Annotated in this window: 16 protein-coding genes; 9 read left to right on the top strand and 7 right to left on the bottom strand. The window is 67.3% G+C overall.

Annotation, left to right across the window (positions count from 1 at the left end; genetic code table 11):
• Nucleotides 1–2 precede the first annotated feature (2 nt).
• Together NA11_RS16670 and NA11_RS16665 are read right to left on the bottom strand one after the other, a co-directional pair.
• The gene (locus NA11_RS16670) at nucleotides 3–845 is read right to left on the bottom strand and encodes an alpha/beta fold hydrolase (protein WP_069162811.1); all 843 of its coding nucleotides are present in this window, start codon (nucleotides 843–845) and stop codon (nucleotides 3–5) included.
• A 77-nt stretch (nucleotides 846–922) separates the two neighbouring features.
• Complete coding sequence (locus NA11_RS16665; protein ID WP_069162810.1) at nucleotides 923–1636, bottom strand: endonuclease/exonuclease/phosphatase family protein; 714 nt, start codon at nucleotides 1634–1636, stop codon at nucleotides 923–925.
• Nucleotides 1637–1751: 115 nt separating this feature from the next.
• Here NA11_RS16665 and NA11_RS16660 point away from each other — a divergent pair, with 115 nt between their 5' ends.
• Nucleotides 1752–3773, top strand: a complete 2022-nt coding sequence (locus tag NA11_RS16660; RefSeq protein WP_069162809.1) for a heavy metal translocating P-type ATPase — start codon at nucleotides 1752–1754, stop codon at nucleotides 3771–3773.
• Between the two features lie 643 nt (nucleotides 3774–4416).
• Here the strand turns inward: NA11_RS16660 and NA11_RS16655 are convergent.
• Together NA11_RS16655 and NA11_RS16650 are read right to left on the bottom strand one after the other, a co-directional pair.
• Nucleotides 4417–5307, bottom strand: coding sequence for a class I SAM-dependent methyltransferase (locus NA11_RS16655; protein ID WP_069162808.1), 891 nt, complete (start codon nucleotides 5305–5307; stop codon nucleotides 4417–4419).
• Between the two features lie 92 nt (nucleotides 5308–5399).
• Entirely contained in the window at nucleotides 5400–5678 is a 279-nt protein-coding gene (locus NA11_RS16650) for a carbon-nitrogen hydrolase family protein (protein WP_141717627.1), read from the bottom strand.
• A gap of 179 nt (nucleotides 5679–5857) precedes the next feature.
• Here NA11_RS16650 and NA11_RS16645 point away from each other — a divergent pair, with 179 nt between their 5' ends.
• The gene (locus NA11_RS16645; RefSeq protein WP_069162806.1) at nucleotides 5858–6157 is read left to right on the top strand and encodes a YciI family protein; all 300 of its coding nucleotides are present in this window, start codon (nucleotides 5858–5860) and stop codon (nucleotides 6155–6157) included.
• A gap of 55 nt (nucleotides 6158–6212) precedes the next feature.
• Here NA11_RS16645 and NA11_RS16640 read toward each other — a convergent pair whose 3' ends face one another.
• Complete coding sequence (locus NA11_RS16640; protein WP_069162837.1) at nucleotides 6213–6854, bottom strand: LysE family translocator; 642 nt, start codon at nucleotides 6852–6854, stop codon at nucleotides 6213–6215.
• Between the two features lie 279 nt (nucleotides 6855–7133).
• Between NA11_RS16640 and NA11_RS16635 the strand changes: the two genes are divergently transcribed.
• From NA11_RS16635 to NA11_RS44795, 3 genes are all read left to right on the top strand, one after another.
• Entirely contained in the window at nucleotides 7134–7835 is a 702-nt protein-coding gene (locus NA11_RS16635; RefSeq protein WP_141717626.1) for a response regulator, read from the top strand.
• 691 nt (nucleotides 7836–8526) lie between these two features.
• The gene (locus tag NA11_RS16630; RefSeq protein ID WP_069162835.1) at nucleotides 8527–9573 is read left to right on the top strand and encodes a HAMP domain-containing sensor histidine kinase; all 1047 of its coding nucleotides are present in this window, start codon (nucleotides 8527–8529) and stop codon (nucleotides 9571–9573) included.
• Nucleotides 9574–9715: 142 nt separating this feature from the next.
• A complete protein-coding gene (locus tag NA11_RS44795) occupies nucleotides 9716–11896 on the top strand; it encodes a DUF4153 domain-containing protein (RefSeq protein ID WP_245745913.1) in 2181 nt (726 codons plus the stop codon).
• Nucleotides 11897–12007: 111 nt separating this feature from the next.
• Here the strand turns inward: NA11_RS44795 and NA11_RS16620 are convergent, their stop codons facing one another.
• Complete coding sequence (locus NA11_RS16620) at nucleotides 12008–12634, bottom strand: MerR family transcriptional regulator (protein ID WP_069162805.1); 627 nt, start codon at nucleotides 12632–12634, stop codon at nucleotides 12008–12010.
• Between the two features lie 134 nt (nucleotides 12635–12768).
• On the opposite strand from NA11_RS16620, the gene NA11_RS16615 reads away from it, so the two are divergent.
• Nucleotides 12769–13284 carry a DoxX family protein gene (locus NA11_RS16615; protein WP_141717625.1) on the top strand — a complete coding sequence of 172 codons (516 nt, stop codon included), beginning with the start codon at nucleotides 12769–12771 and terminating at the stop codon, nucleotides 13282–13284.
• Nucleotides 13285–13568: 284 nt separating this feature from the next.
• Entirely contained in the window at nucleotides 13569–14141 is a 573-nt protein-coding gene (locus tag NA11_RS16610) for a DUF8176 domain-containing protein (protein ID WP_245745912.1), read from the top strand.
• A 4-nt stretch (nucleotides 14142–14145) separates the two neighbouring features.
• On the opposite strand, the gene NA11_RS16605 is transcribed toward NA11_RS16610, so the two are convergent.
• On the bottom strand, nucleotides 14146–14949 hold the full coding sequence (locus NA11_RS16605; RefSeq protein ID WP_069162802.1) for a thioesterase family protein: 804 nt from the start codon (nucleotides 14947–14949) through the stop codon (nucleotides 14146–14148).
• Nucleotides 14950–15157: 208 nt separating this feature from the next.
• On the opposite strand from NA11_RS16605, the gene NA11_RS16600 reads away from it, so the two are divergent.
• Nucleotides 15158–15796: a fasciclin domain-containing protein gene (locus NA11_RS16600; RefSeq protein ID WP_084654679.1), complete on the top strand. Its 639-nt coding sequence runs from the start codon at nucleotides 15158–15160 to the stop codon at nucleotides 15794–15796.
• Nucleotides 15797–15897: 101 nt separating this feature from the next.
• On the top strand, nucleotides 15898–16551 hold the full coding sequence (gene sigK, locus NA11_RS16595; protein ID WP_069162832.1) for an ECF RNA polymerase sigma factor SigK: 654 nt from the start codon (nucleotides 15898–15900) through the stop codon (nucleotides 16549–16551).
• Nucleotides 16552–16556: the final 5 nt, after the last annotated feature.

Genomic DNA, 16556 nt, shown 5'->3' with positions numbered 1-16556 from the left:
CGTCAGAGGAATTCGGTGAGGTAGGCGAGGAGGACCTCGGGGCGTTCCTCGGGGATGAAGTGCCCGCAGTCGGGGATCGCTGCGCCGCGTACATCCTCCGCGTACTCGCGCCAGATCTCCAGTGCTGGAATCTCTTCGAGGAAGCTCGACGCGCCCCAGAGGGCGAGCACCGGCATGGTGAGGCGGTGGCCTGCGTCGGCGTCGTCGTGTTCGGTGTCGAGGTCGGCGGCGCGATAGTCGTCGAAACCCGCGCGCAGCGCGCCAGGCGTGCTGAAGGCGCGGATGTATTCGTCGATGGCCTCGGCGGGCAGACCGTGGCGGTTGACGGTCCAGGTCTCGAAGAAGTAGCGCAGGTAACCGGGAATGTCGTGGCCGACAAGGCGTTCCGGCAGGTCCGGTTGGAGGTGGAACAGCCAGTGGAAGAAGCGTCGACTCAGTGCGGCGTCCATCCGGCGCCACGTCTCCCTGGTGGGAATGATGTCGAGCACAACGAGCTTGTTGATCTGATCGGGCCGATCAAGGGCCCACCGATGCGCCACCCGTGCGCCGCGGTCGTGCCCCACGACGGCGGCCGAGGTGACGCCGAGCGATTCGATCAGCGTTGCCACGTCGGCGGCCATGCTGCGTTTGTCGTAGCCGGTGGTCGGCTTGTCGGTGTACCCGTAGCCACGCAGGTCCGGGGCGATCACGGTGTGCCGTTCGGCCAAGGCGGGCAAGACCTTCCGCCAGCAGTAGCCGGTCTGCGGCCAGCCGTGCAACAGCACCACCGCCGAACCGGATCCCGCGCGGCGGTAGTGCATGTGAATGCCGTTCACGGTGGCGACGCCGCGGCTGATCTCGACCATAGAAGCATTCTGGGCGGGGACGGCGGATCGGGGCGGGGGAATCGGGTCATCCGGTGTTGATCACCGATAGCTATGACTCACAGAGCGATGGTCGCGCGGACGAGGTTGTGATCGGACAAGCCTGCGGTGTCCTCGACGTGTGCGTCCTGCGCCACGGCTCCGCGCACGACGACGTGGTCGATGAACTGCGATTTCGCGCCCGAGGTGCGCGGGCGGGTCGGCGCGGCGTCGGGGGAGAGGCGCGCGATGGTGAAACCGTCGCCGAGGCTCGCTGCGACGGTGTCGCGGTCGGTGTTGAAGTCGCCGAGCAGCACCGCAGGATATTGCGGTGTGGCGGAGGCCAATTCGGCCAGTCGCGCCAGTTGGTCGGTGCGCCGCCGATCGCCGGTCACATGGGTCGCGATGAGCACCGCGCCGCCCGCGGTGATCGCGAGCGCGCCCTTGCCTGGGTCGTCGGCGAACGATTCGGCGCTGATCTCGCGGCCGGGTCCCTCGACGACGAGCACCAGGTACTCGCCGGGATCGCGCAGCGAGCTCGCCTTTCTGCGCGCCGTCGGCAGTCGTCGATAGCGCATGGAGTGCACCGTCCGGTCGGGCAAAGCGGCACGGAGACTGAACAATTGGTCGCCGCTGACCTCCTGTAACGCGATGACCTGCTCGGTGCGGGCCGCGATGAGCGCGGTGACGGCGTCGATGCGCGCCGCCTCGTCCGGCCAGCGGGTGGACACGTCCTCGTACCAATTCTCGGCGTGGATGCGGTGCAGGACGTTCCACGTGGCAACGGTGATCACATGTCGCGATGGTAGGGGAACAGGTCCGAGCGGGATACGGCGGCGCGGCATCTGTCGGCAGGTACTTCTGGCAACAGGCTATGCATATATAGCGATCTATGCATATAATCGCCACATGAGCAGAAAAGAACAGGCAGAGGAGCACGGACACGGCCCCGCGCTGTTCGGGGAGCGGTCGGAACTGATCTTCGCGATCGCCTCCGGCGTCACCTACGCGGCGGGCATGACGGCAAAGTACCTGGTCTCCGCCCCGGAATGGGTGGCGATCGTGCTGTTCGCCGCGACCTATTTCTTCGGTGGCTACTACACCATCCGTACCGCCATCAACACGGTGCGCCGCGGCAGGTTCGAGGTCGACTTCCTGATGTTGGTCGCGGCGGTGGGCGCCGCGCTGGTCGGCAAGTGGGCCGAGGGGTCGGTGCTGCTGTTCCTGTTCAGCCTCGGGCACGCGCTGGAGGAGTACGCGATGGGCCGCGCCAAGCGCTCGATCGAGGCGCTTGCCGAACTTGCGCCCGCGACCGCGCTGGTGCGTGGCGCCGACGGGACGGTGCGCGAAGTCGAGGTGAACGATCTCGCGATCGGCGATGTGGTTGTCGTGCTGCCGAATTCGCGGCTCGCCGCGGACGGCGTCGTGGTCGACGGCATGAGCAGCGTCGACGAGTCGTCGGTGACCGGCGAGAGCATTCCGGTCGAGAAGGCGCCGATCGCCGATGCCGCCGCCGCGCTGGCGAGTAGTACGCCCGTGCCGGAAACGCGTCGGGTGTTCGCGGGCACAATGAACGGTGCAGGCGCGATGGACGTCCTGGTGACCAGCCGCGCCGAGGACAGCACCCTGGCCAGGGTCATCACCATGGTGCGCGAGGCCGACACGCAGAAATCACCGACGCAGCGGTTCATCGACCGATTCCAGGTGTTCTACGTGCCCGTAGTTCTCGCGGGCGTGCTCGGTGTGCTGGCCTTCGGTGTGTTCGCCGCGTCGGAACCGTTCGCGGACAGCTTCTATCGGGCCATGGTGGTGCTGGTCGCGGCCAGCCCCTGTGCGCTGGCGATCGCCACACCGAGTGCGGTGCTGGCCGGGATCGCGCGTGCGGCGCAGGCCGGTGTCCTTGCCAAGGGCGGCGGGCCGCTGGAGACGCTCGGCCGGGTGCGGTCGATGGCGTTCGACAAGACCGGCACGCTCACCTGGGGTCAGCCGAAGGTCACCGATATCGTCCCGGCCCGCCCGGAACTGCGCGACGAACTGATCGCCACCCTGTTCGCGGTCGAGTCCTACAGTGATCACCCGCTGGCCGGCGCGATCACCCGTGATCTCGCCCCGCTGCTGCCGAAAGACATCGATCGGACCGCCACCGCGGTCAGCTCGGTGACCGGCCGCGGCGTGACCGCCCTCGTCGACGGCCGCGCCACCGAGGTCGGCAACCGAACCATGTTCACCGAACTCGATCCCGAAGGCGTGCCCGCCGACATCGGCCGGATCGTGGACGAACTGCACGAAAGCGGCCGCACCACGATGATCGTCCGGCATGCGGGCAGCTACCTGGGCGTCGTCGGCGTGATGGACACCCCGCGGGCCGAAGCGGCACCCGTCATCGCCCGCCTGCGTGCGCTCGGCATCGACGACATCGTCCTCATCTCCGGCGACCACCAGCGCGTCGCGGACGCCGTCGCCGCCGACATGGGTCTCGACGCCGCACACGGCGGCCTGCTCCCCGAGGACAAGGTCGCGATGATCGGCAAACTCGGCGGCCGCAACGGCACCGCCATGGTCGGCGACGGTGTCAACGACGCCCCCGCCATGGTGAACGCCTCGGTCGGCATCGCCATGGGCGCGGGAGGTTCGGCCGTCGCGCTCGAAACCGCCGACGTCGCACTGATGGTCGACGACATCGGCCGCCTACCGTTCGCGGTGGCACTCAGCCGCCGCACCGCCAGCATCATCCGCCAAAACCTGGCGTTCTCGCTGATCATCGTCGCCGCCCTGGTCCCAGCCACCCTGATCGGCCTCCCCATCGGCCCCGCCGTCTTCATCCACGAAGGATCAACCCTGCTCGTGGTGGCAAACGCGTTGCGCCTCTTGCGCTTCGGGCGTGGTGCAGAGCATGAAGGCATCGACCACGAGCCGAGGCCGACCGTGTAGGCCGAACGGTCGACTGCCCTCGTGCTCAGGAATTGGTGCTGAGCACGAGGGCTTCGGCCGTTGCTGGTCCGGCGGCATAGGTCGGGGGATTGGTGCTTGTGACGGCAAACATTCTGTGCCGCGCACTTTGGGTGTGGTGCGGAGGTATGACGGCATCGACCACGAGCCGAGGCCGACCATGTAGGCAGGACGGTGGACTGCCCTCGTGCTCGGGAGTTGGTGCCGAGCACGAGGGCCTCGGTCGGTGTTCCGCGGCGCAGGTCTGGGGATTGGTACCCACGGCGGCAAATGCGCGGTGCCGCTTGCACTTTGGGTGTGTTGCGGGGCATTGAGGCATCGACCACGAGCCGAGGCCGATCGTGGGCGGAAGGGTCGATTGCCCTCGTGCTCTGGAGTTGGTGCCGAGCATAAGGGCTTTGGCCGCTGGTGGTCCGGCGTCGCAGGTCGGGGATTGTTGCTCGCTGCGGCAAACACTCAGTGCCGCTTACACTTCGGGCGGGTCGGCTTCGGCTTTCGATGCCGGGGCAGGCGCCTCGTGGGGTTCTTCGCCGCCGCATCCCCGGGGCGCGGCACCTGCCGCCGGACCACGCACAGGAGCACAAGAACTACCAGGCCAGGGCGGCGGGAGTTTCTCCGAAGGCGATCAGCGGCTCGCCCGTAGGATGCGGACCGGGAGCAGTGATTGGGGTGGTTCGTCCTCGAATTCCGTTGATTCATTGTGGTATCCGGCGATGACGTCGGTGGCGGAGCGGTCTTCGATGTCGGTGAAGCCGAGCGTGCGCAACTGTGCGGCGATGTCGTCGGGCGTGAAGTAGCTGAACCAAGGTTCGCCGACAGCTTGTGCTCGCTGTGCGCGGGCCTGCAACCGTGCACGATCCTCGTCGGTGTCTGCCGACTGCAGGTAGTCGAAGATCACCTCGACCGGCTCGGATTGACCTGCGATGTAGTCGAGGGTGGTGCGGGCCGCGTCCGGGGTCAGGTAGTAGACGACACCGAGCCACACGAACACGGCCGGATCGGTCCGGCTGAACCCGGCGGACGCCAATCCTGCTGCCAGAGTATCGGTTTCGAAGTCGACCGGTGCGAAGGTCACACTCTCCGGCTGGTCGATACCGGCGGCGGCGAGGCGTTCGTGCTTCCACGCTTGGGTAGCGGGATGGTCGACCTCGAAGACGCGCAGGCCAGGATGTGGGTTGCGGTAGGCGAAGGTGTCCAGGCCCGCGCCGAGGATCACGACCTGCCGCACTCCGGTAGCGACAGCCGCGGTCACCCGATCCTCGGCAACGCGAGCGCGAGCGGCAAAGAACAGGCGGCGCGGCCGATCGCCGGCAGCGAGCCGCAGGATCCCCGAGTCCACACCGCTCTCAGGACCATTCCCTGCGGGCCCGCCCAATTCGGCCAGCTCATCCTCGGTGACACCCAGCAGACGTGCCGCCAGCGGATCGGTAAGAATCCTTGGCCGGTCCGCAATTTGGTGATAGGCACGGGCGTAGGCGGTCGCGAGCGCTGTCCGGCTTGGTCCCTCATTGTCCATACTCCGGACGCTACTCACGAACACCACGCGAGCACCCGTGAACTCGGCCACACCACGCAAAGCGGCTGGTGGGCTTCGTTTCCTGTCTTGGGTTACCGTCGAGTTGGTGAGCGCCGGGGGATCACCGCCATACCGATCAGCACGAGCGTGCCTGCCAGGCAGAGCCAGGCGAACGTGTCGCCGGTGAGACGGTAGAGCGTGGTGACGCCGTGGGTGGGGACGTCTACGATCCACGGGTCGTGATCGACGGTGGTGTCCTGGGTGGCGAGGGGTTGTCCGTGCTGGTTGTAGGCGGCCGACCAGCCGTTGAAGTCCTGGCGGACCAGTGCGTAGCCGTTCTCGATCGCGCGCAGGCTCGACGTGACCCTCACCAAGCGCGGCCTCGGAGTACGGCGACAACTCGCAACGGCGATGCGCACCCAGTCACCCATCGCCCACCTCAGCCCAACAGAGCAGCGGCAACTCAGTCGACTACTGACCAAGGCCGCACGCGCGAATCCGGCGGAGACCAAAGCCGCTCGGTAACCGCGAGAGTCGTAACGTACGAGGCATGTTCGTGTTGGAGCTGACCTACATTGCCTCGATGGAACGCGTTGACGCGGTCCTTTCCGACCATGTGGCGTGGTTGGACGCCCACTACGCAGGTGGCGTCTTCCTCGCGTCTGGCCGCAAGGATCCCCGTGACGGAGGTGTCATCATCGCGCTCGGCGACGACCGAACAAAGATGGAGGAGATCGCCGAGAGCGATCCGTTCACCGTCGCCGGTGTCGCGGAGTACACGATCACCAAGTTCGTCGCGACCAAGACCGCCGCACCGTTGGACCAGTATCGGGAAACTTTGCCGTCGTGAGCCCCACAACGGGGTTCGCCGTCAACTGCGTGGTTGGCCGACCTCGCCCGACGGACTAGGCCGGGAGTGGGCGGGATCGGTCGGTGGCCAAGAGGACGGCGATGGCGCCGAGCAGGGTGCCGGTGATCCAGCGCTGCGCCCGCAGCCAAAGTGGGCGACCGGCGAGGAACGTCGCGACGGCGGCCGCGCCGAGCACGATCATGCCGTTGACGATCAACGCGATGCTGATCTGGACCGATCCGAGCAGCAGGCTCTGCAACCAGACTCGGCCGTGCTCGGGGTTCACGAACTGGGGGATCAGCGCCATATAGATGATCGCGATCTTGGGATTGAGCAGGTTGGTGACCAACCCCATGGTGAACAGTTTGCGAGTGGGATCGGGCGGAAGCATGGACGGTTCGAACGCAGAGATGCCGCCGCGCAAGGTTTTCCACGCCAAGTACGCCAGATAACCGGCGCCCGCCAGCTTCACGGCCAGGTACAGCCCGGGCACCGTCGCGAAGATCGCGGTGATCCCGGCCGTGGCCGCCGCGAGGTACACCATGAACCCGACCGCCACGCCAGACAGCGACACCAACCCGGCCCGCCGCCCCTGCGACACGGACCGCGACACCAGGTACATCATGTTCGGGCCCGGCGTCAGCACCATCCCCAGCTCAGCGGCAGCAATACCGAGCAGCGCGGTCGTTTCGATCATGATCCCCATCCTCGAGCACACCGATGCCCCCTGTCGCAGGCCAGTTCCGACTCACTGGACCGATCGCTCCTGGCGTGGGAGGGGGGTGGTCTCGTGCCGAGTGGGAACTGGTGGCGGAGGCTTCTCGGGCGATGCCGCCACCAGTTCCCAGTGATCAGTTGACCAACTCCGGAACGGGGTGGCGCCCCGAGGATTGGGGGCATGGGAGGTGAGGGTGCACACGGAATCTCCACAATTGAGTCGATACCTCTCCACAGCGGGTGGCTAGGGTTTCGGTTCATGGAGCAGAACGGAGCTGGTGGGGGACACCTGGCGCGGCGGATTCTGGTGGTCGACGACGAGGTGACCATCGCGGAATCCGTGGCGGCGCGGTTGCGGGCCGAAGGATTCACCGTCGACTTGGCGCATGATGGGCCGGGCGCGGTGGCGATGGCGGCGGCGGTGCAGCCCGACCTGGTGGTGCTCGATGTGATGTTGCCCGGGTTCGACGGGCTCGAGGTGTGCAGGCGGATCCAGGCCGAGCGGTCGGTGCCGGTGTTGATGTTGACCGCGCGGACCGACGAAACCGATCAGCTCATCGGGCTCGGTGTCGGCGCGGACGACTACCTGACCAAGCCGTTCTCGCTGCGGGTGCTCACCGCCCGCGTGCATGCGTTGCTGCGGCGGGTGGATCGTGCCGCGGACCGTGACGGTGTCTCGATCGTGGTCGGCGACCTCCGGATCGACCTCGACCAGCGTCGCGTGTGGCGGGCCGATGTCGAAGCGCAGCTGACTCCGCTCGAATTCGACCTGCTCACCCGGCTTGCCCGCAGGCCGCGCGCGGTCCTGGCTCGTGAGCGCCTGCTCGAAGAGGTCTGGGACTGGGCCGACGCGGCGGGCACCCGGGTTGTCGACAGCCATGTGAAAGCGCTGCGGCGCAAACTCGGCTCCGACCTGATCCGCACCGTCCACGGCGTCGGGTACGCGCTGGAGGCGCGGTGAGAAGCGGTATCCGCGTCCGTGCCTGGCAGGGGGTGACGCCGCCGACTTCGGTCAGCAGTCGAACGGGACGCACCGCGAAGCGCCTGCCACGCTTATGCGGTGGCACACCTGCCGCGAGACGGGAGGCGGGATGAGCGCGGATGGGTCCTTCCCGAGCGCCGGGCACGCCGAGGGTGCCATGGCACCTAAACAGATCGACGGTGCCGTTGTGCCCGAACGCATCGAGGGTGCTGTGGGGCCCGACCGCATCGAGGATGCCGTGATGCCCGAACAGGCCGACGGTGTCGTTGCGCCCGAGCGCATCGGGGGTGCTGTGGGGCCCGACCGCATCGAGGGTGTTGTGGCGCCCGAACAGGCCGGCGGTGTCGTTGCGCCCGAGCGCACCGGGGGTGCCGTTGCGCCCGAACAGATCGACGGTGTCGTGGCGCCCGAACGCACCGGGGGTGCCGTTGCGCCCGAACGGATCGACAGTGCTGTTGCGCCGGAACAGGCTGACGGTGCCGTGGTGCCCGAGCACGCTGACGGTGTCGTGGTGCGTGAACTGGCCGAGGGTGTCGTGGCGCCCGAACAAGCCGAGGGTGCAGTGGCCCTCGAACCGGCGCCGGGAGTCGGTTTGCGGCGGAAGCGTGTTGTTGTTGCCAAGCGGGAAACGACGGTTGCGCCGAGACAGACCCGGCGTGCTGCGGTCGTGATGGCTTGGCATCGCCTGGTGCGGCGGTTGCGTGAGATCGCGGAGTATCTGTCCGAGGCGTTGCCTCGCCCGTTGGATCCGGTGCCGTGGATCAAGTTGAAGCTGGCGATTCTGATGTTGTGTTCCGGCGGCGCCGCGTTCGGGTTCTTCCGGCTGAAGATCGGGTGGCTGCCGCCGAAGACGACGTTGGCCGCGGTGATCATCGCGTTGGTGACTTCGCAGTTTCTCGCGCACGGGCTCACCAGGCCGCTGCGGGCGATGACGGCGGCGGCGAAGCAGATGGCGCAGGGTGACTACACCCGCAGGGTGCGGGCGAGTTCCAAGGACGAGGTCGGGCAGCTGGCGGAGGCGTTCAATCAGATGGCCGCGGATCTCGCGGACGCCGATCAGCAACGCCGCGATCTGATCGCCAATGTGTCGCACGAGCTACGCACACCGATCACCGCGCTGAACGCGGTGCTGGAGAACCTCGTCGACGGGGTGTCCGAACCGGACCCGAAGACGTTGCGCACCGCGCTGGCGCAGACCGAGCGACTGAGCCTGCTCGTTTCCGAGCTGCTCGATCTGTCCAGCATCGAGGCAGGCGCCTTTCCGCTGGACCGCGAAAGGCTCGACGTGGCACCGCTGTTCGCCGAGGTGGTTGCCGAGGCGGAGGTCGCGGTCGCGGCGCTCGGTCGTGGCGTCCGGTTCACCACCGACATAGTGCCAAGTGCCGCAACGGTATTCGCTGATCGCGCGCGCCTGCAACAGGTGCTGCACAACCTGCTCGACAATGCGGCGAGGCATGGCCCGTCCGGTGGCGAGGTCCGTCTCAGAGCCAGGCGGCATCCCGGTCAGCTGGTGATCGAGGTCGCCGACGACGGGCCTGGCATCCCGCCCGCCGAACGTGCCCGCGTCTTCGACCGTTTCACCCGCGGGGGCCGCAGCGACGGCGGGGGTACCGGCCTCGGCCTCGCCATCTCGCGCTGGGTGGTCGACCTGCACGGCGGCACTATCGCGGTGGCCGACCCCGGATCCTGCATCCGCGTAACTATCCCCGACAACTAGACGATCTCCACCGAAACACCCTCCGCTAGCGACATTTCAACGAACTAACCCAGTAATTATCCGAATCTGATTCACCGTTTCCTACCAACCCGAACCGCAACGCGGTCGCGGGTCGATCCCGCACGCCTGCAGAAGGAAGCCAATGCCCGAAAATACGGAAACCCCAACCGCTCCGGAGCGACAACCGGAGGCCGGGATACCGGCTCCGCCGCCCTCCACCACCGCCTCGGTGGTTGGGCTGTTGTCCGCAGAACGGTCGATGGGCCGAATGGCGCCGATCGAGACTGCCCGGTACCCGTCCACCCCGGCGTTGCCGCCGATGCCGACGCGGGTGGTGCCCAGGTGGCAGCGGGTCTCCTGTCCACCCGGCGTGGTACCCGCCGCGCTCGTCACCGCGGTTGCCGCGGCGGTGCTGATCCCGGTGGACGACCCTGGAATCGGTTGGGTGCTTACGGCTTTCGTCGCGATTGCGGCGGTCTACCTGGTCGACCGCAACGCCCGCCGAGTCGCTTCGGATGCGGCAGCGCCCTCGGATGCGGACCCTGCGGTGGATCCCAGGTCCGATGCGTCGAGTTCCCGTGGGGTGGATTCGACGGCGGCCCCGGAAGCTGCTTGGGCACGGCCTGCGGGAGACGCGGAACCTGGTGCAGCCGTGTCGAATCCCGGAGGGGAGCATTCGACGGTGCTGCCGGAATCCGCAGGCGCTCAGTCGAAGGAGGACTCGAAATCTGAGGTAGCCGCGTCGAATTCCCGAGGGGTGGATTCGACGGTGGTGCCGGATTCCGCGAGCGCGCCGGAGCCGGTCGTGGAGGCGAGTTCCGGAAAGGAGGTCTCAACCGGCGATGAGCCGTCGGCCGACGCTCCCGAGGGTGAGTCGGAATCCGTTGCGGTGCAGTCGAGTCCTGCCGTCGATGGTTCGGCGGTGGTGCCGGATGCTGGTAGCTCGAAGCAGTCTGATGCCAAGGTTCCTGTCTCGGATTCCGATGGATCGACTGCGGGGAACGAGGGGGTCAGTGCTGCCACCGCACCGCCTGTGCTGACGAAGGACTCCGACGCGAAGGACGACGAGGAAGACTTAGGGGGCATCGCCGCCATACTGGCGAAAGTCGGTGGGTGGAGTCGTGTTTGGTGGACGACATTGCTGATTCTGCTGTTGGCGGTGGGGGCGATCCGGTCGGCTGAATGGCTGGTCGGGCTGTGTGTGATCGCGTCGGCTTTGGCCGCTTCGCTGGCTGTGGTGGGGCGGCGGACGGTCCACGGGGTCTTCTATGAAGTGATCGCCGTGCCGTTGGCGACGTGGTCGGGTGCGCAGTGGGCCTTCGCCGGACTGGCGCGGGTGCGCAAGGGTGCGTCGCGGACGGGATTGCGGGTGGCGTCGTCTGTGGCCGTCACCATTGCCCTGCTCGCGGTGTTCGTTCCGCTGCTCGTCGGTGCGGACGCGACCTTCGCGCGACTGCTCGATTCGGCGACACCACAGCTGGACGGCGGTCAGATCGTGCAGTGGATCGTGGTGTTCGTCATTGCCGGACTCGGCACGCTCGGTGCGCTGTATCTGCTGGCCGGTCCGCCTTCGCCTGCTGCGGAATCCACAGGGGGAGTGACCTATCGGCGGTTGAGCCGACTGGAGTGGGCGCTCCCGGTCGGTGCGCTGACCGCATTGTTCGGGCTGTTCGTCGGCGTCCAGTTCGCGGCGATGTTCGGCGGTGTCGACTACGTGCAGCGCACGGCAGGCCTCACCTACGCCGAGTACGCGCGCAGCGGATTCTGGCAGCTGCTGACGGTGTCCATCCTGAGCCTCATCGTGATTCTGGTGGTATTGCATTGGGCCGCCGATGATTCGGCGGCCGATCGACTGTGGTTGCGGGTGCTGCTTTCGGCGGTGAGCGTGCTCTCGTTGGTCATCGTCGCCTCGGCGCACAACCGGATGTGGGCCTATCAGGAGGCTTACGGCTTCACGGTGCAACGGCTGATCGTCGAGGCGTTCGCACTCTGGTTCGGTCTCGCCTATCTGCTCGTGCTCGCCGATCTGCCGCTCCTGCGCCGAACGTGGTTGCCCCGCGCCATGATGGGCACGGTGATGGTGTCGCTGCTCGTCCTGGCCGCGGTGAACCCGGAACTGCTGATCGCCGACAAGAACATCGACCGCTGGAAGCGGGGTGACACGCTCGATACCGCGTACTTGAGCGAACTGTCGCCCGACGCACTGCCTGCGCTCGATCGTCTGCCCGCGCCGTTGCGCAATCAGGCACGTCAACCGATCATCGACAACCTCGAGGACGCAACCTGGCAGCGCTGGAACCTGTCCCGTTCGACCGCCCGATGATCCACTGATACGAACCCGACCCGCCAAGGTCGGCACCAGGTCTCGCCGGGTGCGCCATCATCGGCGCACTCGGCGAGACCTGTTCGGGCACAGTGCGGTTATCGCGACGAATCACTCCGGGAGCGTGATTCCGGAGACGTGCTCCTGCGCGAGGCGACGCAGCGCGGAGAGCATCGTGTCGCCGAGAACCGTTCCGACGATGGCGGTTTCGGTCATTCGCTCGACGGTGGGTTCGGCGCGAACGATGCCGATGTCGATGGTGGCGACGGCTTCGGCCGCGGCGGCATAGTCGTCGATGGCGGCGAGCACGTCGGTGTGGCCGAGTTGGCGGAGCGCGGCGCAGACATCGGTCAGGGTGTGCCGGGCCGGGCTGTCCGCACCGATCTGCCAGCCGCGCCGCGTGAGCAGCGCATCGACGTCGTCTGCTGCGGTCGTTTGCTGATCCGCACCGACGGGGGAGCGGCGCCCGCGCAGCGCGTACATGGCTTCGCCGAGTGCCTCCCTAGCGGTGAGGCTGCCGGTGTCGAGCACGGCGAGCAGTTCGGCGGCCGCGCTGATGGACACCCCGCCGATGTCGACAAGCGCCCGGATCAGCCGCAGCCGGTTGACGTGGTCGTCGCCGTAGTCGACCTGGTTGTGGGCGGTACGGACGCCGGTCGGCAGTAGCCCTTCGCGCAGGTAGTACTTGATCGTGGCAGGCGGAACGCCGCTGGCACGGCTGAGTTCGGCGATGCGCACGGGTGTCTCCTCGGTATTGACAGTGGGAAGTACAGCTATCCATAATCAGTGCCGATAGTACAACTATCGATAGTGATAGTTCCGATTGATTCGCGGCCCGCGCGGCCGCTGGACGTGCTCTGCACGGAGGCGTGATGGAAACCCTTGTCCTGCTCACAGTTCTGTTCACCGCGCTGCGTCTGGCCGGTGCGCTCGGCGTCCGCCGGCTCGACTGGTCGACCAGCGCGGCCTACGCCCTCGCGGTGCTGCTGGTCGTCACGGGCACAACGCATTTCGTCCCGGCGAGCTTCGCCGACGGCCCGGTGCCGACCCATGCCGACTTCACCACGATGGTGCCGCCGTTCGTACCGTTCCCCGACTTCATGGTCTATTTCACCGGCATTCTCGAACTGCTCGGCGCGGTCTGCCTCGTGGTAGCCCGCACGCGCCGCTGGGCAGGCATCGGTCTGGCCGTCCTGTTCGTCTTCCTGATCCCGGCCAACATCTATGCCGCCGTGCAGGAGATCCCCTTCCACGGTGCCCCCGCGACCCCCTTGTGGATCCGAATCCCCGAGCAGCTCCTGTACATCGGCGTCGCGCTGCTCGCTGCCGCACCGCGGGCATTCGCCGGGAATGCCCGCGGGTTGCGGATGATCCCGAGCCGCACCTGATTACGCCTGGATGAGCGGGTCGCGACCGGGTGTGGACACTCGGTAGCCGGCCTCTCGAGCTGCCCGGCTACCCGGCGTTCGCCGCCGCCGGGTGCCACTCCTCGGTATCGGTCTGACCCATTCACCGGGCATAATCCGGACGGGTGTGCAATGTTGTTACTGCGCAAAGGCATTGAGGGGTTTGCTGAGTGCGCTGAGCAGCACCGGTAAGGGGGTGCGACGGAATGATGTCGTCGTCCAACATTTCCGGGGGGAGTGCGGCCGCGCGGCCCCGACGGCGCCGGGTGGCAGTACCGTTGTGGCCGGGCATGATTCCGCCCAGCGGACCGCAGCGCTGGCATGTGCACCGGACCCGCAAGTCCTGGCTGGTCGGCACCGCCGCGGTGGCGGCATCCACGGCCGCGGTGGCGGTGGTGCTGGTGTACACGGCGGCGGTGAGCGCGCCGCGGCAGTCGGCCACCTACGGGGATCCGGTGCTCGGCGGCAGCCCCGGCTGCCAGCCGACCAGGAGCGAACAGGTGGTGCGCGGCAACGGAACCGGATCGACCGACTCCGGACCGGACGTGATCCTGGCCTTCCAGTACGCCTACTACGTGTCCCGGTCCGGGATCGCCGCGCGGTCGCTGACGACCCCCGACGCCTACGTGCCCGCCGTCGACGTCATCGCCGCGGGCATCGAGTCCATCCCGGCGGGCACCCAGCACTGCGTGCTGATCACGCCGATGCCCGACGGCCGATTCGACGTGGTGATCACCGAGATTCGCCCCAACACCGCCATCCGTACCTACCGCCAGTTCGTGACCGTGGCCCGCGACGGGAACACCGTCTCGATCGCCAAGATCGCACCACCGGCCTGATCGGCTACGTCGAGACGATCGCGAGCTGTCGCGACTGGGCCACCAAAGCCCCTGTGCTGTCCCAGATTTCGAAGTCCTCCTCGTGGAAGCCATCGATCAGATAGTGGGTGGTCACCCGGCAGGCCAGCCAGCCGGGGGCAGGCCGCTGGCGGATGTGCGCCGTGAGTTCGATGGTGGCCGAGCCGGGAATGCCGAGCTCGAACACGACTGGGACGGCGGCGTCGACGAGCATCGCGAGGGCGATCGGGTCGGCTTCGCGACCATCGGCGAAACGCATCCAGAACTCCATAGTGGTTTTGCCGCTGGGAGTTCCGCGCCAGAAGCCTGGAACCTCGGCCATCCGGAATTCGATCCGCCGCGAGATTTCGGGGCGGTCCTTCGGGAACCCGTCGGTGGGATCGATGCATTGTTCGGGCGAAGGCAACACGGGCGGTTCGGCACTCACCATCGTCGGCCCATCCGCGGCCGCGAGATCGGTGAATGTCGCGAGCACGCGCAGGATTTCGCGGTCGTCACGCAGCAGTGTCGCCTGCGCGGTCCCGGTGCGCCGCCCGATGCGCGCCACATCGGTGACGATCCGCGCCGGTCCCGGCGTGCCCGGTCGCAGGAAGTGCGCGGATGCGGACAGCAGATCGGGTTGCGGCAGTTCCCGCCGCAGCGCCTGCAAACAGGTGGCGAGCAGATATCCACCGTTCACGGTGCCGATGAAGGTTTTCCACCGATCCGACAGCGTCAATGCGTATTCGTGCTCGCCGACCCGGTCACTCGCCGTATCGGTGTCGAACACGGACTCCGCCGTAGTAGTCATCCCGCACCCTCTCGCCGACCCAAAGCCCCATCCTGTCCCATCGGATCGAGACCGTCGAGCCGGGTACCCGCGCCCCACGGCGCTTGCCGTTCCGTTGCTGAACCGACTACTTCGAAAGGTGACCCATCCGCCCCGCTGGGCAAGGCGAATTCCGTTCCATCAATCCCAGCACGGCTGTGAGCCGTCTCGACGGAAGCGAAAGACAACAATGACAATGATCCGACGTTCGGTGGTGGCGGCGATGCTGCTGACGGCAGTGGTAGCGAGCGGTGCCGCCTGCTCCTCCGACAAGTCCGACAGCACCTCCGCCAGCTCGTCGGCGCCGCCGGTGACGACCTCGGCGACCTCGGCCGCAGGCCTGGTCGGCGCCGGCTGCCAGGCGTACGCTCAGCAGGTTCCCACCGGGGCAGGCTCGGTCAGCGGCATGGCCCAGGATCCGGTGGCCACGGCGGCTTCGCACAACCCACTGCTGACCACGCTGGTCGCCGCGGTGTCCGGCAAGCTCAACCCGCAGGTCAATCTGGTCGACACGCTCAACGGCGGCCAGTTCACGGTGTTCGCGCCGGTCGATGCGGCTTTCGCCAAGATTGATCCGGCAACCGTGGAAGCGCTGAAGACCGATTCCGCCACCCTGACCAAAATCCTTACCTACCATGTGGTCCCCGGCCAGATCGCGCCGGACAAGATCGCGGGCACGCACCAGACCGTCGCAGGCGCCAACGTCACCGTCACCCGATCCGGCGACGCCATCAAAGTCGGCGACGCTTCGGTGATTTGCGGCGGAGTGAAGACCGCCAATGCGACGGTGTACATGATCGATACCGTTCTGCAGCCGCCCGCCGCATAGCACGTTGTTCGAGATGGTCCCGCCACCAGGAGTCGAGCTCGCCGTGTCACTGTCGCAGATCCAGTCCTCGTTCGCCCGTGCCGGTGGTGGCGGAGGTGACCATGACGCATGAGCCGAAGCTCGCCGCGATCCGCCTGCGCCACACCGGCGCCGGCGGGCCATCGTGTCCGCCGCGCGAGCGGCCGGAGGAGGTCGCGCAGACCAAGCGGCTCGTCGAACTCCTCGACGCGGTGGGATCCGGGGACCGCGACGCCTTCACCGAGTTCTACCGTGCGACAAGCCATCGGGTCTTCGGCCTTGCGCTGCGGATCTTGCGCAGTCACGCCGCGGCCGAGGAGATCACCCAGGAGGTGTATCTGCAGGCGTGGTCGATCGCGGCGGACTACGACCGCAAACTGTCCAGTCCGATGGGGTGGCTGATGATGCTGACCCACCGGCGGGCCGTGGATCGCGTCCGCCGCGAGCAGTCCGCGGCCAGCCGCGACATCGTCTACGGCCATGCGCATTTGGGCCGCGACCATGATGTCGTCGCCGAAGAGGTCGGGCAACGCTTCGACGAGCAGTCGGTGCTCGACTGCTTGGAGACGTTGACCGCGATCCAGCGCGAGGCCGTCGCGCTCGCCTACTACAGCGGCCGGACCTACACCGAGGTCGCCGACCAACTCGAGGTCCCACTACCCACCGTCAAAAGCCGTATCCGCGATGGACTCAAGCGGCTGGCGACCTGCCTGACAGGAAGTGATAGCGATGAATGAGCCTG

Source organism: Nocardia altamirensis NBRC 108246 (assembly GCF_001612685.1).
Taxonomy (GTDB): Bacteria; Actinomycetota; Actinomycetes; order Mycobacteriales; family Mycobacteriaceae; genus Nocardia; species Nocardia altamirensis.
This window is presented reverse-complemented; position numbering and strand designations above follow the sequence as displayed.